Source organism: Kribbella sp. HUAS MG21 (assembly GCF_040254265.1).
In the GTDB taxonomy this organism is placed as follows: Bacteria; Actinomycetota; Actinomycetes; order Propionibacteriales; family Kribbellaceae; genus Kribbella.
Map to the genome: position 1 here is coordinate 6,745,871 of NZ_CP158165.1, position 24,882 is coordinate 6,770,752.

At 70.3% G+C, this 24,882-nt stretch carries 26 protein-coding genes; 15 read left to right on the top strand and 11 right to left on the bottom strand.

Going from position 1 to position 24,882, the window contains the following annotated elements:
• Positions 1–13: 13 nt before the first annotated feature.
• Positions 14–985, top strand: coding sequence for a WYL domain-containing protein (locus ABN611_RS32495; protein WP_350276095.1), 972 nt, complete (start codon positions 14–16; stop codon positions 983–985).
• Here ABN611_RS32495 and ABN611_RS32500 read toward each other — a convergent pair.
• A complete protein-coding gene (locus tag ABN611_RS32500) occupies positions 967–1,716 on the bottom strand; it encodes a metallophosphoesterase (RefSeq protein WP_350276096.1) in 750 nt (249 codons plus the stop codon). The two genes, ABN611_RS32495 and ABN611_RS32500, sit on opposite strands and share 19 nt — an antisense overlap.
• A gap of 9 nt (positions 1,717–1,725) precedes the next feature.
• Positions 1,726–3,228, bottom strand: coding sequence for a substrate-binding domain-containing protein (locus ABN611_RS32505; RefSeq protein ID WP_350276097.1), 1,503 nt, complete (start codon positions 3,226–3,228; stop codon positions 1,726–1,728).
• A gap of 120 nt (positions 3,229–3,348) precedes the next feature.
• Here ABN611_RS32505 and ABN611_RS32510 point away from each other — a divergent pair, with 120 nt between their 5' ends.
• The 7 genes from ABN611_RS32510 (at position 3,349) to ABN611_RS32540 (ending at position 10,355) form a co-directional block, all read left to right on the top strand.
• A complete protein-coding gene (locus tag ABN611_RS32510; RefSeq protein WP_350276098.1) occupies positions 3,349–4,707 on the top strand; it encodes an NAD(P)/FAD-dependent oxidoreductase in 1,359 nt (452 codons plus the stop codon).
• Positions 4,708–4,752: 45 nt separating this feature from the next.
• On the top strand, positions 4,753–5,772 hold the full coding sequence (locus ABN611_RS32515; RefSeq protein WP_350276099.1) for an energy-coupling factor ABC transporter permease: 1,020 nt from the start codon (positions 4,753–4,755) through the stop codon (positions 5,770–5,772).
• Positions 5,769–6,527 carry a cobalt ECF transporter T component CbiQ gene (gene cbiQ, locus ABN611_RS32520; RefSeq protein WP_350276100.1) on the top strand — a complete coding sequence of 253 codons (759 nt, stop codon included), beginning with the start codon at positions 5,769–5,771 and terminating at the stop codon, positions 6,525–6,527. The genes ABN611_RS32515 and cbiQ overlap by 4 nt, the downstream gene beginning before the upstream one ends.
• Complete coding sequence (locus ABN611_RS32525) at positions 6,524–7,297, top strand: ABC transporter ATP-binding protein (protein WP_350276101.1); 774 nt, start codon at positions 6,524–6,526, stop codon at positions 7,295–7,297. Before cbiQ ends, ABN611_RS32525 begins: the two co-directional genes overlap by 4 nt.
• The gene (locus tag ABN611_RS32530; RefSeq protein ID WP_350276102.1) at positions 7,294–8,334 is read left to right on the top strand and encodes a mandelate racemase/muconate lactonizing enzyme family protein; all 1,041 of its coding nucleotides are present in this window, start codon (positions 7,294–7,296) and stop codon (positions 8,332–8,334) included. The genes ABN611_RS32525 and ABN611_RS32530 overlap by 4 nt, the downstream gene beginning before the upstream one ends.
• 125 nt (positions 8,335–8,459) lie before the next feature.
• Positions 8,460–9,245 (top strand): SGNH/GDSL hydrolase family protein, encoded by a 786-nt coding sequence (locus ABN611_RS32535; protein WP_350276103.1) that lies wholly within the window; start codon positions 8,460–8,462, stop codon positions 9,243–9,245.
• Positions 9,246–9,338: 93 nt separating this feature from the next.
• On the top strand, positions 9,339–10,355 hold the full coding sequence (locus ABN611_RS32540) for a crosslink repair DNA glycosylase YcaQ family protein (RefSeq protein WP_350276104.1): 1,017 nt from the start codon (positions 9,339–9,341) through the stop codon (positions 10,353–10,355).
• Here ABN611_RS32540 and ABN611_RS32545 read toward each other — a convergent pair.
• The gene (locus ABN611_RS32545) at positions 10,323–12,605 is read right to left on the bottom strand and encodes an excinuclease ABC subunit UvrA (RefSeq protein WP_350276105.1); all 2,283 of its coding nucleotides are present in this window, start codon (positions 12,603–12,605) and stop codon (positions 10,323–10,325) included. The two genes, ABN611_RS32540 and ABN611_RS32545, sit on opposite strands and share 33 nt — an antisense overlap.
• Before the next feature lie 72 nt (positions 12,606–12,677).
• Positions 12,678–13,223, bottom strand: a complete 546-nt coding sequence (locus ABN611_RS32550; protein WP_350276106.1) for a MarR family transcriptional regulator — start codon at positions 13,221–13,223, stop codon at positions 12,678–12,680.
• Between the two features lie 56 nt (positions 13,224–13,279).
• On the opposite strand from ABN611_RS32550, the gene ABN611_RS32555 reads away from it, so the two are divergent.
• The 3 genes from ABN611_RS32555 (at position 13,280) to ABN611_RS32565 (ending at position 15,665) form a co-directional block, all read left to right on the top strand.
• Positions 13,280–13,996 carry an SDR family oxidoreductase gene (locus tag ABN611_RS32555; RefSeq protein ID WP_350276107.1) on the top strand — a complete coding sequence of 239 codons (717 nt, stop codon included), beginning with the start codon at positions 13,280–13,282 and terminating at the stop codon, positions 13,994–13,996.
• A gap of 37 nt (positions 13,997–14,033) precedes the next feature.
• A complete protein-coding gene (locus tag ABN611_RS32560; protein ID WP_350276108.1) occupies positions 14,034–15,083 on the top strand; it encodes a LacI family DNA-binding transcriptional regulator in 1,050 nt (349 codons plus the stop codon).
• 264 nt (positions 15,084–15,347) lie between these two features.
• Complete coding sequence (locus ABN611_RS32565; protein WP_350276109.1) at positions 15,348–15,665, top strand: hypothetical protein; 318 nt, start codon at positions 15,348–15,350, stop codon at positions 15,663–15,665.
• Between the two features lie 74 nt (positions 15,666–15,739).
• Here the strand turns inward: ABN611_RS32565 and ABN611_RS32570 are convergent, their stop codons facing one another.
• The 5 genes from ABN611_RS32570 to ABN611_RS32590 all read right to left on the bottom strand — a co-directional run bounded on the left by ABN611_RS32570 (position 15,740) and on the right by ABN611_RS32590 (position 19,643).
• Positions 15,740–16,090: a YciI family protein gene (locus tag ABN611_RS32570; protein ID WP_350276110.1), complete on the bottom strand. Its 351-nt coding sequence runs from the start codon at positions 16,088–16,090 to the stop codon at positions 15,740–15,742.
• Positions 16,091–16,164: 74 nt separating this feature from the next.
• Positions 16,165–16,608 carry a carboxymuconolactone decarboxylase family protein gene (locus ABN611_RS32575; RefSeq protein ID WP_350276111.1) on the bottom strand — a complete coding sequence of 148 codons (444 nt, stop codon included), beginning with the start codon at positions 16,606–16,608 and terminating at the stop codon, positions 16,165–16,167.
• Between the two features lie 45 nt (positions 16,609–16,653).
• Positions 16,654–17,436 (bottom strand): sugar phosphate isomerase/epimerase family protein, encoded by a 783-nt coding sequence (locus tag ABN611_RS32580; RefSeq protein ID WP_350276112.1) that lies wholly within the window; start codon positions 17,434–17,436, stop codon positions 16,654–16,656.
• Between the two features lie 15 nt (positions 17,437–17,451).
• Positions 17,452–18,594: an enolase C-terminal domain-like protein gene (locus tag ABN611_RS32585; protein WP_350276113.1), complete on the bottom strand. Its 1,143-nt coding sequence runs from the start codon at positions 18,592–18,594 to the stop codon at positions 17,452–17,454.
• A gap of 11 nt (positions 18,595–18,605) precedes the next feature.
• Positions 18,606–19,643 (bottom strand): hydroxyacid dehydrogenase, encoded by a 1,038-nt coding sequence (locus ABN611_RS32590; RefSeq protein WP_350276114.1) that lies wholly within the window; start codon positions 19,641–19,643, stop codon positions 18,606–18,608.
• Positions 19,644–19,740: 97 nt separating this feature from the next.
• On the opposite strand from ABN611_RS32590, the gene ABN611_RS32595 reads away from it, so the two are divergent.
• A complete protein-coding gene (locus ABN611_RS32595) occupies positions 19,741–20,628 on the top strand; it encodes a LysR substrate-binding domain-containing protein (RefSeq protein ID WP_350276115.1) in 888 nt (295 codons plus the stop codon).
• 30 nt (positions 20,629–20,658) lie between these two features.
• Positions 20,659–21,447 carry a putative protein N(5)-glutamine methyltransferase gene (locus tag ABN611_RS32600; protein WP_350276116.1) on the top strand — a complete coding sequence of 263 codons (789 nt, stop codon included), beginning with the start codon at positions 20,659–20,661 and terminating at the stop codon, positions 21,445–21,447.
• Here ABN611_RS32600 and ABN611_RS32605 read toward each other — a convergent pair.
• Positions 21,432–22,076 (bottom strand): TetR family transcriptional regulator, encoded by a 645-nt coding sequence (locus ABN611_RS32605; protein ID WP_350276117.1) that lies wholly within the window; start codon positions 22,074–22,076, stop codon positions 21,432–21,434. The genes ABN611_RS32600 and ABN611_RS32605 overlap by 16 nt on opposite strands.
• Positions 22,077–22,175: 99 nt before the next feature.
• Here ABN611_RS32605 and ABN611_RS32610 point away from each other — a divergent pair, with 99 nt between their 5' ends.
• Together ABN611_RS32610 and ABN611_RS32615 are read left to right on the top strand one after the other, a co-directional pair.
• Positions 22,176–22,313: a hypothetical protein gene (locus tag ABN611_RS32610; RefSeq protein WP_350276118.1), complete on the top strand. Its 138-nt coding sequence runs from the start codon at positions 22,176–22,178 to the stop codon at positions 22,311–22,313.
• 83 nt (positions 22,314–22,396) lie between these two features.
• Positions 22,397–22,780 carry a VOC family protein gene (locus ABN611_RS32615; RefSeq protein ID WP_350276119.1) on the top strand — a complete coding sequence of 128 codons (384 nt, stop codon included), beginning with the start codon at positions 22,397–22,399 and terminating at the stop codon, positions 22,778–22,780.
• Between the two features lie 2 nt (positions 22,781–22,782).
• Here the strand turns inward: ABN611_RS32615 and ABN611_RS32620 are convergent, their stop codons facing one another.
• A complete protein-coding gene (locus ABN611_RS32620) occupies positions 22,783–24,735 on the bottom strand; it encodes a translation factor GTPase family protein (protein WP_350276120.1) in 1,953 nt (650 codons plus the stop codon).
• Between the last annotated feature and the right edge of the window lie 147 nt (positions 24,736–24,882).

Here is a 24,882-nt window from a genome sequence, read left to right on the forward strand (position 1 = left end):
GTAATGTTGCGGGATGCGCGCCGACCGGTTGGTCTCGCTGGTCCTGCTGCTGCGCCAGCGGGGGCGGTTGACCGCCGACGTGCTCGCGCGCGAGTTGGAGGTGTCGACCCGTACGGTCCTGCGTGACATCGAGGCGCTGTCCGCGGCGGGTGTCCCGGTGTACGCCGAACGCGGCCGGCACGGAGGCTTCGCGTTGCTGCCCGGCTTCCGCACCGAGCTCACGGGCCTGAACAACGACGAGGCGCTGGCGTTGCTGACCGCCGGGTCGGGACGCGGCGAGCAGGTCTTCGGCCTCAGCGCGGCGCTCGCGTCGGCCATGCGCAAGGTCGTCGACGCGCTCCCGGAGGCGCACCGAACGACCGCGAGCGAGGCGGCCCAGCGCATCCTGGTCGACCCCGAGACGGATCTGCTGTCGCGCCGCCTGATCACCAAGGAAGTCCCGGACGCGACGATGCTGGAGGTCCGCCGCGCAGTGCTCGCCGGGCACAAGCTGCGCATCCACTACGCGGCCACCGGCCGGGAACCGGAGTGGCGCACGGTCGACCCGATCGGTCTCGTGACGGTCCGGGACCGCGGCTACCTGCTCGCCAGAAGATCCGGCGAGGACCGCACGTACCGGCTGTCGCGGCTGCTCGGCGCCGAGGAGCTCCCCGAGCCGGCGGAGCGACCGCGCAGCGTCGATCTGGACCGCATCTGGCGGGAACGCGCCGCCCAGTTCCTCGCCGACGGCCACCTCACCGTGCACGTACGCGTGCACCCGGCACGCCGGGAGGAGCTGCTGAACGCCGCGCGCGCCGTCCGCGCGGAAGAGCCCGACGCGGACGGCTGGCTGCGGCTGGAGGTGACGTTCGAGGATGCGCGCCATGCCGAATGGGCGCTGTGGCAGCTCAGCACGAACGCCGAGGTCCTGAGTCCGGCGTCGTTGCGCGCCTCACTGCACCAGCGCGCGACCGCAATGGCCGCCAGCTACGAGGACCGCGGATAGCGGTAGACGGTCTGCAGCGGGCTGTCCTCGGTGTGGATGTGGAAGGCGAGGCCCGGGTAGGCGGTCGGGTCGACGACCGAGTCGGTGCTGGGCTCGAAGGGGAGCGGGACCGTGGAGCGTATGCCGGGAGCGCCGAGCACGGGGTGGCCGGCGAACGTCGTCACGATCGCGTTGTGCACATGGCCGGTGAGGATCGCGGTGACGGGCTTGCCGGTGAGGACCGCCGCGAGCGACTTGCTGTCCTCGAGCTTCCACTGGTCCATCACCGGGTGGTGCAGCTCGAGCGGCGGGTGGTGCATCGCGACGAAGAGCGGGCCGTCGAAGGGTTCCCGCAGTACGCCGTCGAGCCAGGCCAGCGAGTCCGCGGAGAGCAGACCGTGGTCGGCGCCGGGCACCGTGCTGTCCACGAGCACGAAGCGTGAGGCACCAACGTCGCGCACCTGGTGGACCGGGTGGCTGTCGCCCGGCGCGTCCAGGAAGCCGGCGAGCCCCTTGCGCAGCGGATCACTGACGTCGTGGTTGCCGGGCAGCACCAGCACCGGTACGTCGAACGCGAGCTCGGCGGCCAACTCGTCGTACTCCGCCGCGAGCCCGTGATCGGCGAGGTCCCCGCTGACCAGTACGACGTCCACGGCGGACTTCCGGACGTACGACGTGATCGTCCGGAGCCGCGATCGCGGCTCCTCGGTACCGTCGAGATGCGGGTCACTGAGGTGTGCGATCACATACATGACCGCACACTAACCGCAGAAGCCCGGCGGCAGCGCACCACACGGGACCAGCCCGCCGCGCTCGAGGACCGGCCGCGCCTCGGTCGAGCGCAGGTAGTCCAGGAACGCCCCGGTCAGCGACTTCGCGTCCGGCGCCTTGTAGGTGTAGGCGTGCTCGACCTCCCAGAACTTGTACGAGCGGTCCGCCACCTTCGAGGTGTCCGGTACGACGTCGTCGATCGTCGCGGCCGCGAGGCCCGCGAACCTGCGGGCGCTGCCGAGTTCGGCGTACCCGATCGCGCCGTCGATCTCGTTCACCCGGGTGAGCAGCTCGTCCGTCGTACCGACCTCGCAGCGGTGGTACTTCGCGACCGGGTCGTCGTCGCTGCGGCAGTCGTCGGACGTGATGCCCAGCTCCTGGACGCCGCCCAGGACCTTCTCGCGGAACACGAGCCGGGAGCCGGAGTCGGGCCCGACGCGACTGACCATCCGGATCGGCAGGTCCTTGCCGCCGAGCTGCTTCCAGTTGGTGACCTTGCCGGTGTAGATGTCGCGCAGCTGCCCGGTGGTCAGCCCGGTCAGGTCTGCCGACCGGTTGACGACGACCGCGAACACCACGACCGCGACGGCCTCGCCGCCGAGGTTCGGCGCGTCCGCGGCCGGGCCGTCGGACATCGCGATCACCTTGCCGGCCGCGGCCGGGTCCTGGGCGCCCAGGGTGTTCAGGTCGCGGACCCCGCTGCGGCTGCCGTTCGCCGCGATCGTGATGTCGGCCTCCGAGCACTCGCTCGCGTACGCGCTGCGCAGCTCGGTCATCGTCCGCTCGACCGCGGTCGACCCGATCACCCGCAGCTGCCCGGACCGGCAGTTGTCCGGCGGCTGCAGGACGTCGACCAGGAAGAACGCCACCAGCGCGCCGACCAGCAGCAGTGTGGTCGCGCCGAAGATCAGGGTCCGGCGGCCCGGTCCGCGCGGCCGCGGCTCGTGGTAGATCCCGCCGTTCGCGCCTCCGGCCAGGTACCCGGAGTGCTTGACCTCCTTGCCGGTCCCGGACAGCACCAGCAGGAACTTGAAGTGGTCGCCGCGGTTGATCGCGAGCTTCGGCACCTCGATCCGGTCGGTGTCGACGTAATCGACCGGCTTCATGTTCTGCTCGATGAGTTCGCCGAGGTCGGGCGGCTGCGACTCGACCACCTTCATCCGGACGATCCTGCGGTCCGGGAAGCTGAACCCGACCGGCTTCTGCATGTCGCGCGCGTCCACGTCGGTGCCGGCGTTGTCCATCCGGAGCAGCACGATGCTCGGGTCCTGGACGACGGTGCCCTGGTGCACGACCTCGATGTCGACCATCTCGCGGGCGCGGGTCTGCCGCGGGTGGACGCCGATCTGCGCGTCGACCTGGACCCGGTAGACGAGCCGCTTGCGGCGCCAGAGGTAGCGGTCGAGCAGCCAGACGATCGACGTACCGATGAGCGAGACCAGGGCGATGACGGTGCCGAGATCGATGTTTCCCAGCTCAGAGAAGTCCAGCAACGTGCCCCCACTTCTACGAGAACAGAACGCTAGTGGCCGGTGGTGAACGGGCGCTTACGGCGCGATGACGGGCGGGGTGCCGACTTGGCCGGGTGCGGCCGGTCTGGGAGATTTGGCGGCATGGCTGAACAGGTTGATGTGGTCGTCGTCGGGCTCGGGGTCGGCGGGGAGGAGACGGCGGGGCGGCTGGCGCAGGCCGGGCTGCGGGTGGTCGGCATCGAGTCGCGGCTGGTCGGCGGCGAGTGCCCGTACTACGGGTGCATCCCGAGCAAGATGATGATCCGGGCCGCGAACCTGATCGCCGAGACCCGGCGCGTCGACGGCATCGCCGGTACGGCGAGCGTCGAGCCGGACTGGACACCGGTCGCGAAGCGGATCCGCGAGGAGGCGACCGACACCTGGAACGACCAGGTCGCCGTCGACCGCCTGGTGAACAAGGGCGCGACGGTGATCAAGGACGTCGCCACCGTCACCGGGCCGAACACGGTCCGCGCCGGCGACCGCGAGTTCGAGGCGGCCCGCGGCATCGTGCTCGCGACCGGGACGGTGCCGTCGATCCCGCCGATCGATGGCCTGAACGGTACGCCGTACTGGACGAACCGGGAGGCGATCGAGGCCGAGACGCTGCCCGCCTCGCTGGTGGTTCTGGGCGGCGGCGCGATCGGGATGGAGCTCGCGCAGGTGTTCGCGCGCTTCGGCGTCCAGGTGACGGTCGTCGAGGGCGCCCCCGAGGTGCTGTCGATGGAGGAGCCGGAGTCGGGCGCGCTGGCCCGGGAGGCGCTGCACCGCGACGGCGTGACGTTCCGCGTCGGCGCCCAGGCCAAGCAGGTCGGGTACGCCGGTGACACGTTCACCGTCACGCTCGCGGACGGCTCGGCCGTCACCGGCGAGAAGTTGCTGGTGGCAACCGGCCGGCGGGTGGCGACCGCGGACCTCGGCGTCGACAAGCTGGGCCTCGATCCCAAGGCCCGCCGGATCGAGGTCGACGAACACGTCCGCGCCGGCGACAAGGTGTGGGCCGTGGGCGACGTGACCGGCGTCGGCGCCTTCACCCACAACGCCATGTACCAGGCCGACATCGCGGTCCGCGACATCCTGCAGGAGCCGGACGCGCCGGCCGCGAGCTACCACGCGATGCCGCGGGTGACGTTCACCGACCCGGAGATCGGCGCGGTCGGGCTGACCGAGAAGCAGGCCCGGGACGCGGGGCTGAACGTGCGGACCGGATCGACCGAGATCCCGGCCTCGACGCGCGGCTGGATCCACAAGGCCGGCAACGAGGGCTTCATCAAGGTCGTGATGGACGCCGACCGCGGCGTGCTGGTCGGTGCCACCAGCGCGGGCCCGACGGGCGGCGAGGTGCTGAGCGGGCTGGCGGTCGCGGTGCACGCCGCCGTACCGGTGACCACGCTGCGTCAGATGATCTACGCGTATCCGACCTTCCACCGCGCGATCGGCGAGGCCCTGAAGCAGTTGTGAGACCGTTTGTTGCGAGTCGGTCGCAAGAAGATCAAGAATGTCCGCGTGCATGTTCCTGACGGCTTCTTCGACGCACCGACGTCCGTCGCCACCGGCCTGATCGCGGCCGGGGCGGTCGGGTTCAGCCTGCAGCGGGCGAACCGCGAGCTCCGCGAGTCCGGTCCGGCGCTGGCCGGGCTGACCGCGGCGTTCGTGTTCGCGGTGCAGATGGTGAACTTCCCGGTCGGCGCGGGCACCAGTGGCCACCTTCTCGGGGGTGCGCTGGCGGCCGCGCTGGTCGGCCCGTGGACCGCCGTCCTGGTGATGTCCACGGTCCTGCTCGTGCAGGGGCTGCTGTTCGCCGACGGCGGGCTGACCGCGCTCGGCACGAACATCACGCTGATGGGCCTGATCACGGTGCTCGTCGGGTACTTCCTGACCCGCGCGCTGCTGAAGGTGCTGCCGCGCCGGATGGGCAGCGTCGTACCGGCGACCACCGTCGGTGCGCTCGTCTCGGTGCCGGTCGCGGCGCTGGCGTTCACCGGCCTGTACGCGATAGGCGGCGCGGTCGACATCCCGCTCGGCAAGCTGGCGTCCGCGATGCTCGGCTGGCACGTGCTGGTCGGAATCGGCGAGGCGGTGATCACCGCGGCGGTGCTGAGCGCGGTCGTCGCCACCCGCCCGGACCTGGTGTACGCCGCCCGGCACCTGCAGCAGGACCTCGTACTGGTCGATGCCGACGGCAACAGCTCGACGGTGTCCCCGGACCGGCCGATCGCGGCGAAGCCGGCCGGGCGCTCGCTCGGCGTCGGTGTCGCGGTGACCCTGCTCGTCGCGGGCGGGCTGAGCCTCTTCGCGAGCGCGCATCCGGACGGGCTGGAGTTCGTCGGGGCGAAGCTCGGGTTCGACGCCGCCGCGAAGGACTCCGCGGTGGCCGGCAGCCCGCTGGCCGACTACGGCGTCCAGGGGATCGGCAACGCGCAGGTCTCCGGCGCGCTCGCCGGAATCATCGGCGTCCTGGTGACGATCGTCGTCGGCCTCGCGATCGCGAAGCTGGCCTCCCTGCGAGCGAACAAGGCGTCATGAGTGGCGACGGTCTGCTCGTCGCGGTGGACAGTCCGGTCCACCGGATACCGGCGCAGGTCAAGCTCGTCGCGTTGTTCGTCTTCGTCCTGGCGGTGGTGTCGACGCCGGCGCCGGTGTTCTGGGCCTTCGGGGTGTACGCCGTCCTGCTGATCGGCGGCGTGGTGCTCGCCAGACTGCCGGTGACCGTGGTGTCCCGGCGGCTCGCGGTGGAGACGCCGTTCATCGTGTTCGCGTTGCTGCTGCCGTTCGTGGCCACCGGTCCGCGGATCGACGTCCTCGGACTGGAGTTGTCGGAGTCGGGTGTGCTCGGCGCGTGGAACGTGCTGGCGAAGGGGACGCTCGGCGTCGTCGCCGCGATCCTGTTGTCCGCGACGACCGCGCCGCGGGACCTGCTGGCCGGGCTCGAGCGGCTGCGGCTGCCCGCGACGCTCGTCGCGATCCTGTCGTTCATGGTCCGGTACCTGAGCGTCGTTTCGGACGACCTGCACCGGATGCGGATCGCCCGGGAGTCCCGCGGGTACACCGGCGGCCGGGTCGGTCATCTGAAGGCGGTCGCCGGAGGAGTGGGCGCGTTGTTCGTGCGCAGCTTCGAGCGCGGCGAGCGGGTCCACCTGGCGATGCGGTCCCGCGGCTACACCGGCCGGATGCCGCTGCTGAGTGTGCGGGGCGCGTCGGGCGCGCAGTGGGCCGAAGGGCTGACGATCTCCCTGCTCGCGGTGGCGATCGCGGTCGCGGCTAGGGTGGTGTCCTTGTGAGCGGTCCCGCGATTCAGGTCGAGCGGCTGGTGTTCGCCTATCCCGACGGGCGGCAGGCCCTGTTCGGCGTGGACTTCACGGTCGAGCGCGGCGAGCGGGTCGCGCTGCTCGGGCCGAACGGCGCCGGCAAGACCACGCTGGTCCTGCATCTGAACGGCATCCTCGGGTCGGTGGCCGGCGGGACCGGGAGCGGCCGGATCCAGATCGGCGGCACCGGCCTGCACCGCGAGCACCTGACCGAGATCCGGCGCAAGGTCGGCCTGGTGTTCCAGGACCCCGACGACCAGCTGTTCATGCCGACGGTCCGCGACGACGTGGCGTTCGGCCCGGCGAACCTGGGGCTGCGCGGCGCGGAGCTCGACGAGCGCGTGCACGAGGCGCTGGTCCAGGTCGGGATGCAGGACCACGCCGACCTGGCGCCGCATCACCTGTCGTTCGGTCAGCGCCGGAGGGTCGCCGTCGCGACGGTGCTCGCGATGCGTCCCGAAGTACTCGTGCTCGACGAGCCGTCCAGCAACCTCGACCCGGCGGCCCGCCGCGAGCTGGCCGACATCCTCGCCGGGCTCGACGTGACGTTGCTGATGATCACCCACGACCTGCCGTACGCGCTGCAGCTGTGCGAGCGGAGCCTGCTGATGGACGGCGGCCGGATCGTCGCCGACGGCAAGACCCGCGACCTGCTGGGCGACGCGGACCTGATGGCCGCACACCGCCTCGAGCTGCCGTACGGGTTCGACCCGCTGTCCGTCCAGGGACCGGAGCGCTCATGAAGATCACCGGCGTCGCCGTCGAGTTCACGTCCGAGCCGAAGCCGCACCCGGTCCGGGACGCGATCCAGCTGCTCGACCGCAACGGCGTCACCCGGGTCCGGATCGACACCGACGAGGGCGTGAGCGGCGAGAGTACGACGTACTTCGGTCGCGTCGAGAGCTCGCCGGCCGTGCTGGCCAAGATCGTCACCGAGCAACTCGCGCCGGCGATCGTGGGGGAGGACCCGACCCTGATCCGCGGTATCCGGCAGAAGCTGCAGACGCTCACCGACTACCAGGGGACGGCGGGGCTGTCGTCGTTCGGGATCTCGGCGATCGACCAGGCACTGTGGGACCTGCTGGGCAAGTCCCTGGACGTCCCGGTGTGGAAGCTGCTCGGCGCCCAGCGCACCGCGATTCCGGCGTACGCGATGGTCGGGTGGCTCGAGCTCGACATCGCCGGCCTGGAACGCGTCTGCGGCCGGGCCATGGAGCAGGGCTTCCACGGCGTCAAGATGAAGGTCGGCGGCGGGCCGCTCACCGAGGACGTGCGGCGGATCACCGCGGTCCGGAACGTGATCGGTCCGGACGCGCCGCTGATGGTCGACGCCAACCAGGCCTTCGGGTACGCCGAGGCGCTGCGGCGCGGGCGGGTGTACGAGGACCTGGACTGCCGGTGGTTCGAGGAGCCGTTGCCGGCCGGCGACACCGACGGGCACGTCCGGCTGGCGGAGAAGCTGGACATCCCGATCGCGACCGGCGAGAACCGGTACGGCCAGGCGGCGTTCCGGGACCTGATCGCGCGCGGCGGCGTCGGCGTCGTCCAGCCGGACCTGCGGCGGGCCGGCGGGCTGACGGACTGCCTGGAGATCGGGCTGCTGGCGGCCGGGTTCGGGGTGCCGTACGCGTCGCACGGCGGCGGGGCGCACATCCATGTCCTGGCCGCGCTGCCGAACACGATCTACGTCGAGAGTGGCCTGCTGCCGGCGGGAGTTCAGTTGACCGACGGGTGCTATCCGTTGCCCACGGGACCTGGCCTGTCGTCCTGGGACGGCTAGTCGGTGACCGTCACCGGGAATCCACGGTGAATTTGTCACCAGACCCTTGTCTGTTACTCGTGAGTCAGCGAAGGTGACGTTGAGTACTTCAGTCGCCACTCCTCGCTCACGAAGGCGGTCCGCCCATGAAGTCCTTCGCCAGTCTGGTCTCCGTCGCGGCGCTCGGCGCCGCGATGCTGCTGTCTCCCGGGGTCGCCCACGCGGCGGCCCCGAACTACGTCGCCCTCGGTGACTCGTACGCCTCCGGCGTCGGCACCCGCAGCTACATCGACAGCAGCGGCTCCTGTCAGCGCTCCACCAAGGCGTACCCGTACATCGACGCCGGCCGGATCGGCGCGAACCTGACGTTCGTGGCCTGCTCCGGCGCCCGGGTCGCCGACGTCACCGCGAACCAACTGCCGTCGGTGACGAGCGCGGCCGACATCGTCTCGGTCCAGGTCGGCGGGAACGACGCCGGCTTCTCTTCGGTGATCACCGAGTGCGCGAAGCCCTCGTGGCTCGGGGACTGCACCGGCGCGATCGCCAACGCGCAGTCGATCATCAACAACACCCTCCCGGGCCGGCTGAACAACCTGTACTCCGCGATCCGCGGCCGCGCCGCGTCGGCGGACGTCGTGGTGGTCGGGTACCCGCGGCTGTTCAACGGCACCGACTGCAACGCCGGCACCTTCTTCAGCCCGACCGAGATGAACCGGCTGAACGCGACCGCCGACCTGCTGAACTCGAAGATCTCGGCGTCCGCGAGCGCGGCCGGCTTCGCGTTCGTGAACCCGACCGCGAAGTTCATCGGGCACGCGGTGTGCGGCAGCCCGGAGTGGATCAACGGCCTGTCGAACCCGGTCTCGGAGTCGTACCACCCGAACGTCACCGGCCAGGTGGCGTACGCCGACCTGGTCCAGCCCGCCCTCTGACGACCCGCTCCAGGTGCCGTCCCCGCGCGACCCGGGGACGGCACCTCGGCCTTTGGGGATGCGGACTCGTCCGGTTCGTGGTGTCATGCAGGTGTGGCGCGGAGGTCTGTCGACTGGTTGCTGGCGGCCAGGATGCAGGCCAACTGCCTTGCGCGTCCGGTGCACGAGGCCGGCCCCGGAGGGGTGGCCGACGTCGTACGCCGGACGGGGGGACTCCAGGCCCAGACCTGGCGCGGGGCGTCGTACGCCGTCCGCGCCCGCTCCACCGCGACCACGCTCGCCGACGTCACGCACGCCCAGGAGACCGAGCGCTCCGTCGTCCGCGGCTGGTTCCAGCGCGGCACCCTCCAACTCGTCGCGACCGAGGACGCCGGGCCGCTGCTCGGACTGCTCGGCCCGAAGCTGATCAAGGACACCGAACGCCGGTACGGCGAACTCGGCCTGACGGAGCGCGTCCGCGCCGAGGCGGCCGACGTACTCGAGGACTGGCTGCTCGCGCACGGGCCGGCCGGCCGCGCCGAGCTGGCCGACGTCCTGGTGCGCGCCGGGCTCATCGCGGAGCCGAAGGGCCAGGCGGTGTACGCGCTGATCCGGCACACAGGGCTGCTGGGGCGGCTCTGCTACGGCCCTGGTCACGACCGCGCCGAGACGTGGGTCGCCGTACGGGACTGGCTCGGTAAGCCGCTGGTGCTCGAAGGCGACGCCGAATCCCTCGCCAGCCGCTACCTGACCGCCTACGGCCCGGCGACGGCGCGGGACTTCGCCACCTGGTCAGGCCTCCCGGTTCCGGCGGCTCGCGCGGCGATCACCTCGGTGGCCTCGGCCTCCTTCGAGGTCGAGGCCACCGAGCTGCACGCCATCGAAGATCTCCCCGGCTGCCAGGACGTCCGGATGCTCGGCGAGTTCGACGCCTACCTGCTCGGCTACCAGAACCGGCTGCAGGACCTGCCGGCCTCCATCTTCCCGGGCGGCGGCATGCTGCGCCCCGCGGTGGTCAGGGCCGGCCGGGCCATCGGGACCTGGCGGCACGCCGACCTCGCGGTGGAGCTCTTCGAACCCGCGGAGCTCACCGCCGAGCTAGACGACCTGGCTCGGTTCGGCGCCGGCTGAAACGTACTGGCGCAGGTGGTCGGCGGTGACGGTCGGGCTGCTCTCGACCAGATCCGCCGGAGTGCCCGTGAACACCACCTGACCGCCCGCGTGCCCGGCGCCGGGCCCGATGTCGATCAGCCAGTCGGCGTGCGCCATGACGGCCTGGTGGTGCTCGATGACGATCACCGTGTTGCCCTGGTCGACGAGCGTGTCGAGCATGCTGAGCAGCTTGTCGACGTCGGCCAGGTGCAGGCCGGTCGTCGGCTCGTCGAGGATGTAGATCGAGCCGGTGCGACCCATGTTGATGGCCAGCTTCAGCCGCTGCCGTTCACCGCCGGACAGGGTGGTGAGCGGCTGCCCGAGCCCGATGTACTCGAGCCCGACGGTCGCCAGCCGGTCCAGGATCGTCCGCGCCGTCCCGGTCCGGAAGAACTCGCGGGCCTCCGCGACCGTCATCCGCAGCACCTCGCTGATGTTCTTCCCGCGCAACCGGTACTCGAGCACCTCGGCGGTGAACCGGGCGCCGTTGCAGTCCTCGCAGACCGACGCGACCTCGGCCATCATCGCGAGGTCGGTGTAGACCAGCCCGATGCCCTTGCAGGTCGGGCAGGCGCCGACCGAGTTCGCGCTGAACAGGCCGGGCTTCACCTTGTTCGCCTTCGCGAACTCGGCGCGGATCGGATCCAGGAGGCCCGTGTACGTCGCCGGGTTGCTCCGCCGGGAGCCGCGGATCGGTTCCTGGCCCGCGACGATCACACCGTCCCGCCCGGCCAGCGAGCCGTGGATCAGCGAGCTCTTCCCGGACCCGGCGACCCCGGTCACCACCGTGAGCACCCCGAGCGGTACGTCGACGCTCACGTCGCGCAGGTTGTGCAGCGTCGCGTGCTCGATCGCCAGCTTCCCGGTGGGACGCCGTACGTCGTCGCGGACCTTCACCCGGTGGTCGAGGTACTGCCCGGTGAGCGTCCCGGAGGCCTTCAGCCCGTCGACGTCACCCGCGTAGCAGAGCCGGCCGCCGGCCAGGCCCGCGCCCGGACCGAGGTCGACGACGTGGTCGGCGATCCGGATCGTCTCCGGCTTGTGCTCGACGACGAGCACCGTGTTGCCCTTGTCCCGCAGTTGCAGCAGCAGGTCGTTCATCTGCTGGATGTCGTGCGGGTGCAGGCCGACTGTCGGCTCGTCGAAGACGTATGTGACGTCGCTCAGGCTGGAGCCGAGGTGCCGGACCAGCTTCACGCGCTGCGCCTCGCCGCCGGACAGCGTCGAGGACTCGCGGTCCAGGCTCAGGTACCCGAGGCCGATGGTGACGAACGAGTCGAGCAGCTGCTTCAGCCCGTCGAGCATCGGCCCGACGCCGGGATGGTCGACGCCGGCCAGGAACTCGGCGAGATCGCTGATCTGCATCGACGAGCACTCGCCGATCGTCCGGCCGTCGACCGTCACGCTCCGGGCCGCCGCGTTCAGCCGGACGCCGCCGCAGTCGGGACACGTCTGCTGCCGGATCGCGCGCTCCGCGAACGCCCGCGCCTGGCTCTGCATCGTCTGCGGATCCTTGCTCAGGTACTGGCGCTTGAGCTTGGTGACGAGCCCCTCGAAGGTCAGGTTGCTCTTCCCGATCCGGACCTTCATCGGCTCCTGGTACAGGAACTGCTGCCAGGCTGCTTCGGGGTAGTCCTTCAGCGGCAGGTCGGGGTCGAACAGGCCCGACCCGGCCATCAGTTGCCACGGCCAACTGTCGACGGCGTACCCGGGCGCCTTGATCGGGCCCTGGTTCAGGCTCTTCTCGCGGTCCACGAGCTCGTCGAGGTCGAACTCCGTCGTCCGGCCGAGCCCCTCACAGACCGGGCACATCCCTTCGGCCCGGTTGAAGCTGAACACCGACGGCGGTCCGGCGTACGGCGTCCCGGCGCGGCTGAACAGCACGCGGAGCATGGTGTGCGCGTCGGTCGCCGTACCGACGGTGGAGCGGGCGTTGGCGCCGATCCGTTCCTGGTCGACGACGATCGCGGCGGACAGGTTGCGCAGCGCGTCGACGTCCGGGCGGCCGAGGCTCGGCATGAAGTTCTGCACGAACGCGGTGTAGGTCTCGTTGATCAGCCGCTGGGACTCGGCGGCGATGGTGTCGAAGACGAGCGAGGACTTGCCGGAACCGGAGACCCCGGTGAAGACGGTGAGCCGGCGTTTCGGGATGTCGAGCGAGACGCCGCCGAGATTGTTCTCGCGGGCGCCCCGCACCTGGATGACGTCATGACTGTCAGCAGGAAGCATCCTTCAATGGTGTCATTGAACCAGTCGTAGGAACTTGGCCGCGACTGCGCAGCGGGTTGGCAGCGAAAACCTTCAACCTCCGACGGAAGGTTGGCGGGCCACCCGGCTGACCTCGTCGAGCAGTTCCTGCAGTTGCGCGGCCAGGACGGCCCGGCCGTCGGGGGACAGCGAGGCGACCAGTTCGGACTCGCGCGTCAGCACCTGGTCGACGGTCCGCTCCACGAGGTCGTGACCGGCCTCGGTCAGCGTGACGACCACCGCGCGACTGCCGTCCGCAGCGGCCCGGCGGGTGACCAGACCGCGATCCTCGGCCCGGGCGACCCGCTGCGAGATCGCGCCCGCGGTGACGAGGGTACGGCGGGACAGTTCGCGCGTGCTCAGCTCGTACGGCGTGCCCGCGCGGCGCAGCACGCTCAGCAGGTCGAGCGTCGCCGGGTCGACGCCGGCGTCGGCGAGCACCCGGCGCCGGTCGTCGGCGAACAGCTTGGCCAGCCGCCACAGCGGCGTGACGATCTCGATCGAGTCGGTCGGCGTCCCGGGGCGCTCCCGCTGCCAGGCGCGCGCGATCTCGGCGGCGGGGTACGCGTTCGGTGCGTCGAGCGGGTAGTTGTCGGTCACGCGTCCATGCTACGTTTAGGGCTAAACATTTAGGGCTAAACGTGAGGATTTCCTTGATGAGGACGATCGTGGTGACCGGCGGCGCGACGGGGATCGGGCGGGCGACCGCGGAGCGGTTCCGCGCGGACGGCGATGACGTGGTGATCACCGGCCGGCGCGCCGACGTACTGGAGAAGGCGGCCGCCGACCTGGGCGCCAGGGGAGTGGTCTGCGACGCGACCGATCCGGCGCAGGTCGAGCGACTGCTGGACGAACTGCCCGAGCGGGTCGACGTGCTGGTCAACAACGCCGGCGGGAACACCGACTTCGGCCGGCCGGCCAGTGATCTCGCGGATCTCGCGCAACTGAAGGCGAACTGGCTCGCGAACCTGGAGACCAACCTGATCAGCGCGGTGCTCACCACGACCGCACTGGCGCCGCGGCTGACCACCGCCGTCGTCCACTTGGGCTCGATCGCGGGCTCGCGCGGTCCCGGTTCGTACGGCGCGTCCAAGGCGGGGCTGGCGATGTGGAACGCCGACGTGGCCGCGGAGCTCGGCCCGCGCGGCGTGACCTCGAACGTCGTGGCGCCGGGTTTCACCGCCGAGACCGAGTTCTTCCAGGGCCGGCTGACCGCGGAGCGGCGCCAGACGTTGCTACAGGCAACGTTGACCAAGCGCGAGGGCCAGGTCGAGGACATCGCGAACACCATTCATTTCCTTGCCTCACCCGCCGCACGGCACATCACGGCCCAGGTCCTGCACGTGAACGGCGGCGCCTTGCTCACCCGCTGACGCCTGACAACGTCCGTCAGGTGTGACAATGGGCGGCATGCGTCCCACCGTCAAAGATGTTGCCAAGCTGGCCGGGGTGTCGCCGAAGACGGTGTCGAACGTGATCAACGGCGTCGTCTTCGTGCGCCCCGAGACCCGCGCTCGGGTGGAGAGCGCTCTCGCGGAGCTCGACTACGTGCCGAACATGAGCGCGCGCGGACTGCGCAACGGCCGGTCCGGCATGATCGCCCTGGCGCTGCCCGACCTGCTCCGGCCGTACTCCGCCGAGGTCGTCCACCTGGTCGTCGAGCTCGCCCACGAACGCGGCTGGGGCGTGCAGATCGAGCAGACCGCGGCCGAGCCGAAGCGCGAGTTCGAACTGCTCTCGAAGGCCCGCGCGTACCTCGTCGACGGCCTGATCCTGAACCCGGTCAACCTCGACGACAGCGCGGTGACCTCGGCCGGCCCGCTGCCGCCGCTGGTGCTGATCGGTGACGTCGACCAGGACGTCGTCAGCCAGGTGGCGATCGACAACGTCGCCGCCGCGCGGGACATGACCGAACACCTGCTCGCGAAGGGCTGCCGCCGGATCGCCGCCGTCGGTACGCCGGAGATCCCGCGCGGATCCAGTGGCGCCGGAGTGCTCGCCGGATCGGCCGAATCCCCGGGCACGGCGGCGTCACGGCTGCGGACCGCGGGCTACCGCCAGGCGCTCGAGGAGGCCGGCGTACCGATCGACCCGGCGCTGGAGATCAGCCTCGACCGCTGGCGGCCGGAAGGTGCCGCGACGGTCGTGGGCAAGTATCTGACCGAGCACGAACTGCCGGACGCGTTCTTCTGCTTCACCGACACGGTCGCCTCCGGCACCCTGTCGGCGCTGTGGAGTGCGGGTGTCGGGGTGCCCGAGCAGACCCTGGTCGCCGGGTTCGACAACATCCTCGAGAGCCAGTTCATGATCCCGCCGCTGACCACGATCGACTTCGACCGGCGCGCGTTCGTCGCGGCGGCACTCGATCTGCTCGCCGAGCGGATGGCGGACAAGAGCGCACCGCCGCGCCGGGTGATGATCCCGCACCGCGTGATCGAACGCGCCAGCACCGCGCACTGACGGACCTGCTCGCCGAGGCTCCGGCAGTCGGTACCGGCTATAGGAAATTTCGTGGACGGCGGTCCCGGAGGACGGGATTCCTGTCACGATCTCTTGAAAACGTCGTCACTCTCAGCAAGGGTTGCCTGATCACTTCCGCGTCGTTTCCGGGTGCGGGAAGGACGGGGGAGTGTGCGGGCGTGCCGTGACAACGAGGTGTCGGCGCGTCCCGCTACCGCCATCACTCGGGGGCAGTAACGATGAGAAGGGGGAAGTGTGTCAGCGATGAGTAGGCTCGCCGAGCAGTGCCGTGGTGTGAGGAGTCACGGCAACGCGGGGCTCGGACGGGCTGCGATCCAACCGGCGGTCTGCACCGGCATCCACGAGGTGAACTCGTCGATCCCGTCGGGGCGGCCGCGACGCGTGGCGGTGCTCAGGTTGAGCAACGGTATGACGACCACGCTCCGACTCGGCGACGGTGTGCAGGCACCGGCGCCAGGCACGACCGTCCACGTCCGAGGTGGCCGGGGCATGGGTGACCAGCCTGCCTCAGGTGGGGTCATCCTCGCGTCGAGCGAGCAGGTCCGGACGGTGCCGGTCTGAGGACGGCCTGAGTCAGTGACTCGCCGGTCTCAGGTGTCCAACGCCCAGCTGAGGCCGGCAAGTCCCTGGGACAGCTAGCTCCCCATCGGATCCGTGAACTCGCGGATCTCGACGGGTGAGTACCTCGCCTCCGGCAGCCGCGCGGCGATCTCCGTCGCGCGGTCCAGGCTGCAGTCGACGATGTAGTAGCCGGCCAGGACCTCCTTGGCCTCGGTGAACGGCCCGTCGGTGACGGCCGGTACGCCGTCGTTGACCTTGATCACGCGCGCGTTCGCGGTGGTGAGGCCGATACCGTCGACGAGTTCGCCGTTCGCCGTCAGTTCTTCGGCGAGCACCCGGTGCTGGTCGAGCACCTGGTCGATTCCTTCGGCGTGCAACGTGTCCCAGGTTTCGTCGTTCCCGTAGATCAGCAGCATGTATTTCATCGCTTGCCTCCCTTTCACCCGGGTACGTCGGAGCCCCGGACGCCGGCTCGACATCCGGGGCTCACGTTAGCGGGTCACCAGGTCGCGCCCGCGGGCTGCCGGGTGGTGGTGTTGAGGCGGTTGAACAGGTTGGTGAGGCCGATCATCAGGATGACCGCCGACAGTTCCTTCTCGTCGAAGTGGTCGGCCGCCGCGTTCCAGATCTCGTCGGTCACCACGGTCGGGTTGTCGGCGAGCCGGGTCGCGGCCTCGGCGAGTTCGAGCGCCGCGCGCTCGGCGTCGGTGAACAGGTCGGAGTCGCGCCAGGCGGCGACCTGGTGCAGCCGCTCGTCGGTCTCGCCGTTCTTCAGCGCCGACTTGATCCCCCCGAACACGCACGGCGAGCAGCCGTTGATCTGGCTGGCCCGCAGGTGCACGAGTTCCAGGAGCTTGCCGTCGGCACCGGACTGCCCGATCGCCTTGTAGATGTTCTGGATGCCCTTCGTGGCGTCCGGCAGAACCATTGCGGGGTTGGTCATCCGTGCTTGCATGGGAGGTTCTCCAAGGTTTGTCTGCTGCTGGTTTCACTCCCTTGACGGATGCTGTGCGGCGGATGTGACAGCGAAGCGCAGGTCTCTTTCCAGCCGGGTCGCGACCGGCGTGCTCACGTCGGAGTACTGACCTGTCAGGCAGATCGGGCCGTCGTACCCGAGTTGCCGCAGGGTGGCGAAGACCGCCGGCCAGTCGGACAACCCGTCCTCGGCCTCGACGAAGTTCGTCCGCCAGCCGTCGCCGGTGCGGACGTAGTGCACGTTCTTGAGGTTCACGATCCCGAGCCGCTGCGCACCGAGCTCCAGCGTCACCGCGGGGTGATCGCCGGCCAGTGCGTCGTGCGCCGCGTCCCACACCAGCTTGAACTGCTCGGGCAGTCCGTCGAGCAACTGCAGTACGCCGAGCGTCGACGACACGTAGCGCCCGTGATGCGGCTGGACGCCCACACGGACGTCGTACCGCTCGGTCAGTACGACGGCGCGCTCGAGCAGCTCGCGGTTGCGCCGCACCGAGGCGGCGTACCCGTCGGGTCCGAGCTCGGCCATGATCCTGATCAGCGGGACCCCGGCCTCGGCACAGGCGGCGAACACCGGCTCGGACAGCTCGCTCGCGACACTGATGGGTTCGATGCCCTCGGCCCGTAACTGCGCGGCGAACTTCGGCAGCTCGGCGCCCGCGTTCGCCGGCGTGACGTACGCCGTGTCGCGCACCGGCACCTCGGCGCCGCCGAACCCGATCCCGGCAACCAATCTCCCGAGCTCGTCACCGGGCAAGGCCGACCACGGCTTGGTGAAGACGGACCACAAGTACGACATCGACGTCCTTTCTGTTCAGCAGTAGCGCAGGTTGAGCGACTCGGCGCGGATGCGCTCCTCGTCGACCTCGACGCCGAGGCCAGGGGCGGTGGGGACTGTTGCGACGGCCTTGGTGATGTGCAGGCCGTCGACGTACAGGTCGGTCAGCAGCTCCGGGCCGTTGAGCTCGGCGGGTAGGGCGAGCTCTAGCTGACTGAACACGTGTAGTGCAGCGGCGAAGGCGACACCGCAGTCGGTGAGGCCGCTGGCGAGTAGTTCGACGCCGCCGGCCAGCGCGGTGTGGGCGGTCTTCAGCGCGTTTCGCAGGCCGCCGGACTTGCAGGTCTTGACCACGACCAGGTCCGCGGCGTCGAGACGGATCGCCCGGGCGAGGTCCTGCGCGGAGAAGCTCCCCTCGTCGATCGCGACCGGAAGGTCGACGAGCTCGCGGACCCGGCGCATCGCGAGCGTGTCGGTGCTCGGGACCGGCTGCTCGATGCAGTGGATCGTCCGGATGTGCCTGGTGCGATCCAGCAGCTGTCTGAGCGCGGCCGGGCGGTAGGACTGGTTCGCGTCCAGCCACAACGGCTTGCCGTCGGCAACTTCCGCGATCGTCTCGATCGCTGCCGTGTCGGCGTCCAGGTCGCCGCCGATCTTGACCTTGTACGCCGAATACTCCGCCGACCGGAGTGCGTGGTCGCGGACCGCGTCAGGATCGCCGACCCCGATCGCCGAGCAGAGCGGGAGCTCGTCGTGGACCTTGCCGCCGAGCAGCGCGTGCACGGGGACGCCGGCGAGTTTGCCGGCCGCGTCGTGCAGCGCGACGTCGAGCGCGGCGCGGGCGAACGGGAAGCCGTTCGAGACCGCGGGGCTGAGGCGCTGCGCGGCGCGCCGGTGGAAGAGCTCGACGTCGAACGGCGTGAGGTCGAGCAAGATCGGCGCGAGGTGCCGGCGGATGACTACGGCCATCGTCTCGGCGGTCTCGTAGCTCCAGCTCGGCAGCGCGCGCTGTTCGCCCCAGCCGACCACGCCGTCCTCGGTGGTCAGCTTGACGAAGACCACGGCGGTTGACTGGTCCGGGACCGCGTCCGGCGCGCCGACGGCGCCGCTGCCGAGCACGAAGCGGCGGGCGAACGGTACGGCGACCGGGAAGACCTCGACCTGGGTGATGCGGGACATCGGTAGTCCTCTCAGGCGGCGATCGACCAGGCGGCCGGGTCGACGAAGCTCGCACCGCGGGTACCGTCCGCGAGCCAGCGCAGGGCGTCACGCAGTACGTAACCCGCGAGGGCCAGGTGACCCTCGGCAGTGTCGCCCGCGATGTGCGGGCTGAGCAGCAGGTTGGGCGAGCGAAGCGTGGCGGCGTCGAAGGCCGGCGGCTCGGGATCGTAGACGTCGAGGGCCGCGTAGATGCGGCCGTCGAGCGCGTGTTCCAGGAGGGCCTGCTGGTCGATCGCCGGGCCGCGCGCCGAGTTCACGACGACCGCGCCGTCGGGCAGGTTCTCGATCAGGGCGCGGGTGATCATGCCCTTCGTCTCGGGGACGTTCGGGACATGGATGCTGAGGAACGGTCCGCTCGCGGCGTCCTCGAGCGTCGTCGTGCGTACGCCGAGTTCCTGGGCGCGCTGGTCGGAGAGGTGCGGGTCGTAGACGGCGAGGTCGCAGCCGAAGGGCTTCAGCATCGTGATCAGCGCGCGGGCGGTGCTGCTGGCGCCGATGATGCCGACCTTGGCGCCGGCGAGTTCGTGGCCGCGGTACCCGGTCTGCTTCCAGCCGCCGTCCCGGATCGCCGCGTCGAACCGGGGCAGGCGACGGGCGAGGGTGAGCAGGGCACCGAGGCAGTACTCGCCGACCGACCAGGCGATCCGCGGACCGGCCGAGAACACGGCGACGCCCTGGTCGAGGATCGCCGGATCGACGAGGTTCTTCACGGTGCCGGCGGCGTGCGCGACGACCTTCGGCCCGTTGCCGTCCGCCCACAGGTCCTTGGGGAGGTGCGGCGTACCCCAGCTCGTCAGCAGCACGTCTGCGCCGGCGGCCAGCTCGGGTACTGCGGCGGGGTCGAGTGCTGGCGGCTTGGCGAGGGAGCCAGGAGAGATGCTGTGGTCGACGGTTGCCCAGTTGGCGTCGAAGCGCTCCTCGATCAACCTGCGGGTGTCGGCGTCGACAACGTCGGCAGCACGTTCCGGGGACATCAGAGCGGCGAGTCTGAACGCAGGATTCGGCACCGTTCATGCTCCTTCGGCTAGGCGTTGCACCGAACGGTAGGCGCTTTCCGTTATGCAGGTCCAAGCCCGATTTCGCATGAACCGATACCGTGCCCGCATGGATTTCTCGCTGCAGCAGCTCCGGGGCTTCGTCGCTGTCGCCGAGGAACTCCACTACGGCCGCGCGGCACAGCGCCTGAACCTGACGCAGCCGCCGCTGACCCGGCAGATCCAGGGCCTCGAACGGACCCTCGACGTACGCCTGTTCGATCGCACCGGCCGCGGCGTGCGGCTGACCGCGGCCGGCGGTGTCTTCCTCGAGCACGCGCGGCGGGTGCTCGCGCTGCTGGAGGTCGCGCCCGAGGCGACCCGGCGCGCGGCCGACGGGACGACGGGGACGCTGCGGCTCGCGTTCACCGCGATCGGCGCGTACGCCGTCCTCGCGGACTTCCTGACGATGGTCGGCAACCGCACGCCAGGTGTAACGGCGGAGCTGACCGAGCTGGTGAGCCCGGTGCAGTTCGACGCGCTGGCGAACCTGGAGATCGACCTCGGGCTGGTGCGGCCGCCGATCCCGGAGCGGTTCGAGTCGCTGCTGGTGCATTCGGAGGACCTGGTGCTCGCCGTACCGGCCTCGCATCCGCTGGCGTCCGGCGCCGGGCAGGTGTCGCTGGCCGACGCGACCGACGACTACATCGGGTACAGCCCGGAGGGATCGCAGTACCTGCACGACATCTGCGCGGCGATGATCGGGATGGACCGGTACGCCGTGAGCCAGCTGGCGTCCCAGGTCCCGACGATGCTCGCGCTGGTGCGGGCCGGGCTGGGGTGCGCGCTGGTCCCGCGGTCGATCATGGCGATGCGCGTCGAGGGCGTCCGGTACCGCGAACTCGACGCGGCCGACGCGCACTCGGTGACACTGCACGCCTGCTGGAGCCCCGACAACCCGAACCCGGCCCTCCAGCGCTTGGCGGAGTCGCTGCGTGCTGATCCACGCTTGACCTAGAGCCTGCGTTGGTTCGGATAGGCTGCAGCGGTGCTGAGGGTCTCCGTTGATCTCGGTCCGGTGGTCGCGCGGTTGCGGGCGTCCGGGTGCGTGTTCGCCGAGGACGAGGCGGAGCTGATCGTCGAGACCGCGCGAGACGTGCGCGAGTTGGCGGCGATGGTCGACCGCCGGGTGGCGGGGGAGCCGTTGGAGTACGTCGTCGGCTGGGCGTCGTTCCGCGGGTTGCGGATCGCCGTCGATCCCGGGGTGTTCATTCCGCGTCGCCGTACCGAGTTTTTGGTGACTGAGGCGTTGCGCGTGACGGTCCCGGGAGCGGTCGTCGTCGACCTGCTCTGCGGCTCGGGCGCTCTGGGTGCGGCGGTCGCAAGCGAGCGTGCGGTGTCGCTGTACGCCGCCGACATCGAGCCGGTCGCGGTGCGCTGCGCCCGGCGGAACCTGCTGCCCTGGCAGGGGACCGTCTACGAGGGCGACCTGTTCGCCCCAGTGCCGGAGCACCTGCGCGGCCGGATCGACGTACTGCTGGCCAACGTCCCGTACGTCCCCACCGACGAGATCCGCCTGCTTCCCCCCGAGGCCCGACTCCACGAACCCCGCATCACCCTCGACGGCGGCCCCGACGGGTTGGCCACCCTCCGCCGCCTAGCAGCCGAGGCTCCGGCTTGGCTGGCTCCGGGCGGCCACCTCTTCGTCGAAACGAGCGACCAGCAGGCGCCACGTGCAGCAACGGTCCTCCGCGAGCACGGCCTGGGCGCGCGGATCGTGTCGGACAAGGACCTCGGCGCGAACGTCGTCATCGGCCGGCGTCAGCGGACCGCGTAGTCGCCGAGGGCGGGATCGAGCAGGTCGAAGGCCTGCGCTCCTTCGGGGGCAATGAGGCTGGCGATCTCGTCGTTGGTCCGGCCGGACAGCGTGAGGTGCTGGATGCGGTCGAAGAGGGTGCGGTGTACTGCGCCCAATAGGGCGGCGGCGGTGTGGACGGTGATCGAGTCGGAGGGCTCGCCGACGGCTTCGGCGAGGGTCTCGCGGAGGGCCTGTTCGCGTTGGTCGTGGAGGCCGCGGAGGCACGTGGTCAGCGTCGGGCTGTCGGCGATCATGCGGGTGAACTCCAGGCCGGCGAAGCCGGTGACGGGGTCTTGGGTCGCGACCGCCTGCTCGAAGCCGCGGCGCAGAGCGGCGAGCGCGGACTCGCCGGGGCTGCGGGCGGCCACCGTCTCGGCCAGGGTCGCGACGAACGCGTCCTGATGGTCGAGCGCCAGGTCCTCCTTGCGGGCGAAGTAGTTGGTGACGGTCTTCTTCGCGACCCGCGCGGCGGTGGCGATCTCGGCGATCGTGGTCTGCTCGAAGCCCTGCGCGATGAACAGCCGGGTCGCGTGGTCCGAGATCAGCTGCCGGGTCTCCTGCTTCTTGAGCTCCCGCAGCCCGGTCGGGGCCGTCTGAGTTAGGTCCATGCGAGGAATCTTACCTCCGTCGTAAATATATGTTGACAGCATTCTCGTGTCGGGCTAAAGTTACGTCCGTCGTAAAGTTACCTCGAAGGGAAGTACTGGATGCGCAACTCCGATCTCGGCAACTCCACCGCGTTCTCCCGGCGCGGTCGTGACGCATGGCGTCCGGCGCAGACCCGCACCGTTCGCTACCAGGCGGGTACGCCGCGCCGGGCCGTCCCGCGCCGTACCGGCCGCTGACCCCGCGGTCGTCCCGCAGTCCGCTCCGTGCGGTCCGCCGTACCCACGGCCGATCGCCTGCCGAGTTCTCCGGAAGGAAACCCTTGAAGATCAACGCCTCCACCCTGTCCTTGACCGTCGACGACGTGATCGCGTCGCGCGGGTTCTTCGTCGACCACTTCGGCTACCGCGAGCAGGCGGCCGCGGACGGCTTCGCCTCGTTGACCCGAGACGACGCTGTCGACCTCGTCCTGCTGCAGCGGGGGATCGAGGTCCTGCCGCCGGAGCAGCGTGACCAGCGGGCCGCCGGGCTCATCCTGGCGTTCACCGTCGACACGCTGGACGCCGAGGAGAAGCGACTGCGCTCCGAAGGTGTCGAGATCACGATGCCGCTGCGCGAGGAGCCCTGGGGCGAGCGGCTGTTCCAGGTCACCGACCCCAACGGTGTCGTCGTACAGCTCGTCGAATGGGCCGCACCCACCACCTAGCATCAGACCCGGCGCTGGACGTGCAGCAGGTACTCGCGCCGGTTGAGCGGGTCGTGGTCGGTGCGCGGCCGCTCTGGGATCGGCCCGGTCACCGGCTGGTAGCGCTCGAACGCCGACTCGAGCACACCCTCGCCGCGGGTCAGCGCGGGGAGCTGCTGCTCGAGTTCGTACACGGCGGCCGCGGGAATCTCGCCTTCCAGCGTCGAGGTTTCCGCGGCCGGCGCCGGCACCTGCGGGATCGCCCGGAGCCGGGCAAGAGCTGCGAGTACGGCGCGGGTCGTGTCCGTCGGGATCTCCAACTGGAAGCGGTGCATCGGCTCGTGCACCGTCGTACCGGCTTGCCGAAGGGCGGCCATCAGCACCAGCGGCGTGAGGAACCGGAAGTCGCCGGCGGTGCTGGACATGCTCTTGTCGAACACCGCGTGCGCGTGGCTCTGCCGGGCGGAGTACCCAGAATGCGTCATGACGACGTGCGCGTCGGGGATCTGCCAGCCGTGCAGGCCCTGGTGCAAAGTCTCGCGGACGGTCTCCTCGACGGCCTTCATGAACGCGAACGGCATCGAGCCGAGTTCGACCTCGAGGTCGAACGTCACGCCGGCGCCGACCGGTGCGGGTTCGACGCGCAGGCCGACCGTGGCCAGGAACGGGTTCGGGTCCTTCTTGTTGAACTCGACCGCCTGGCCGGTGCCGACGATCCGCTCGACGCAGATCGTGGTGGTCTCGCGGAAGTCGACCTCGATGCCGTACTCGGTGGCCAGCGTGCTCTCGATGACCTCCTTCTGTACCTCGCCGTACAGCGACACGTAGGTCTCCTGCCGCAGGTCGTCCTGGCGGAGGTTGATCAGCGGGTCCTGCTCGGCGAGTTGGGTGAGCGCGACGCGGAGGTTGCCCTTGTCGGACAGCTTTCGCGGCGTGACCACGGTCTCGAGCGTCGGCGGCGCGAACGCGGTGACTCCGGCTCGCCGGTGGGTGGAGTCGTCCCCGAGCGCGGTGATCGTGTCGCCGATCCTGATGCCGGTGAGGCCCCAGAGCTTACCGATCTGGCCGGCGCGCAGGGTGGTTCCGTCGCCGAAGACCTCGAGTGCGGTGATCTTGCCGTCCGTGTCGCCGTACCGGATCCGGTCGCGGACCGCGAGGCTGCCGGAGAACAGCCGCGCGTAGGCGATCTTCTCGCCGGCGGGGCCGCGTTCGACCTTGAAGACGGTGCCGTCGAGCGGGCCGTCGGTGGTGCGGGCGCGGGGGAGCAGGTCGCGGATGCCGTTGGTGAGGGCGTCCGTGCCGGCGCCGGTGATCGCGGATCCGAAGTACACCGGGTGCACGATCGCCCGGCGGGTCTGCGCGGCGAGGGCTGCGTCGAGGTGCAGTGGTACGCCGTCGACGTACCGCTGCAGGAGGTCGTCGTCGTGATCGGCGAGGACGTCGAGCAGGAGATCGTCCTGGACGATGGGCTTGAAGTCGGCCGCGGGGGTGCCGAGGTCGGTGGCTTCGCCCATCGGTACGACGTTGCGCGTCAACTTGGCGGTGAGCTCCCGCAGTACGCCGTCGGACCGCGCTCCGGCCCGGTCGATCTTGTTGACGAAGATCAGGGTCGGGATCCGCAGGCGCTGCAGCGTGCGCATCAGCACCCGGGTCTGCGCCTGGACCCCTTCGACCGCCGAGACCACCAGCACCGCGCCGTCGAGCACGCTCAAGGCGCGCTCCACCTCGGCGATGAAGTCGGGGTGCCCCGGGGTGTCGATCAGGTTCACGCCGACGTCGCCGATCGTGAACGAGACCACCGCCGACTTGATCGTGATCCCGCGCTGCCGTTCGAGCGCGAGGGAGTCGGTCTGGGTGTTCCCGTCATCGACCCGACCGACCTCGCCGATGACCCCGGCGGCGTACAGCAGCCGCTCGGTCAGACTCGTCTTCCCGGCGTCAACATGCGCCAGAATCCCAAGATTCAGTACGTCCACGCAGCTTCATGTCCTTTGAACAGGTGCCCTTCATTCCCACGACAGACATGAAGCGAGCTCGCACGACGCACTCTCCTCCAAGTAGACACCTGTTCCTACGCCGCCGAGTACACCAACTCCCTCCCACACCCCACAAACCATTTAGCC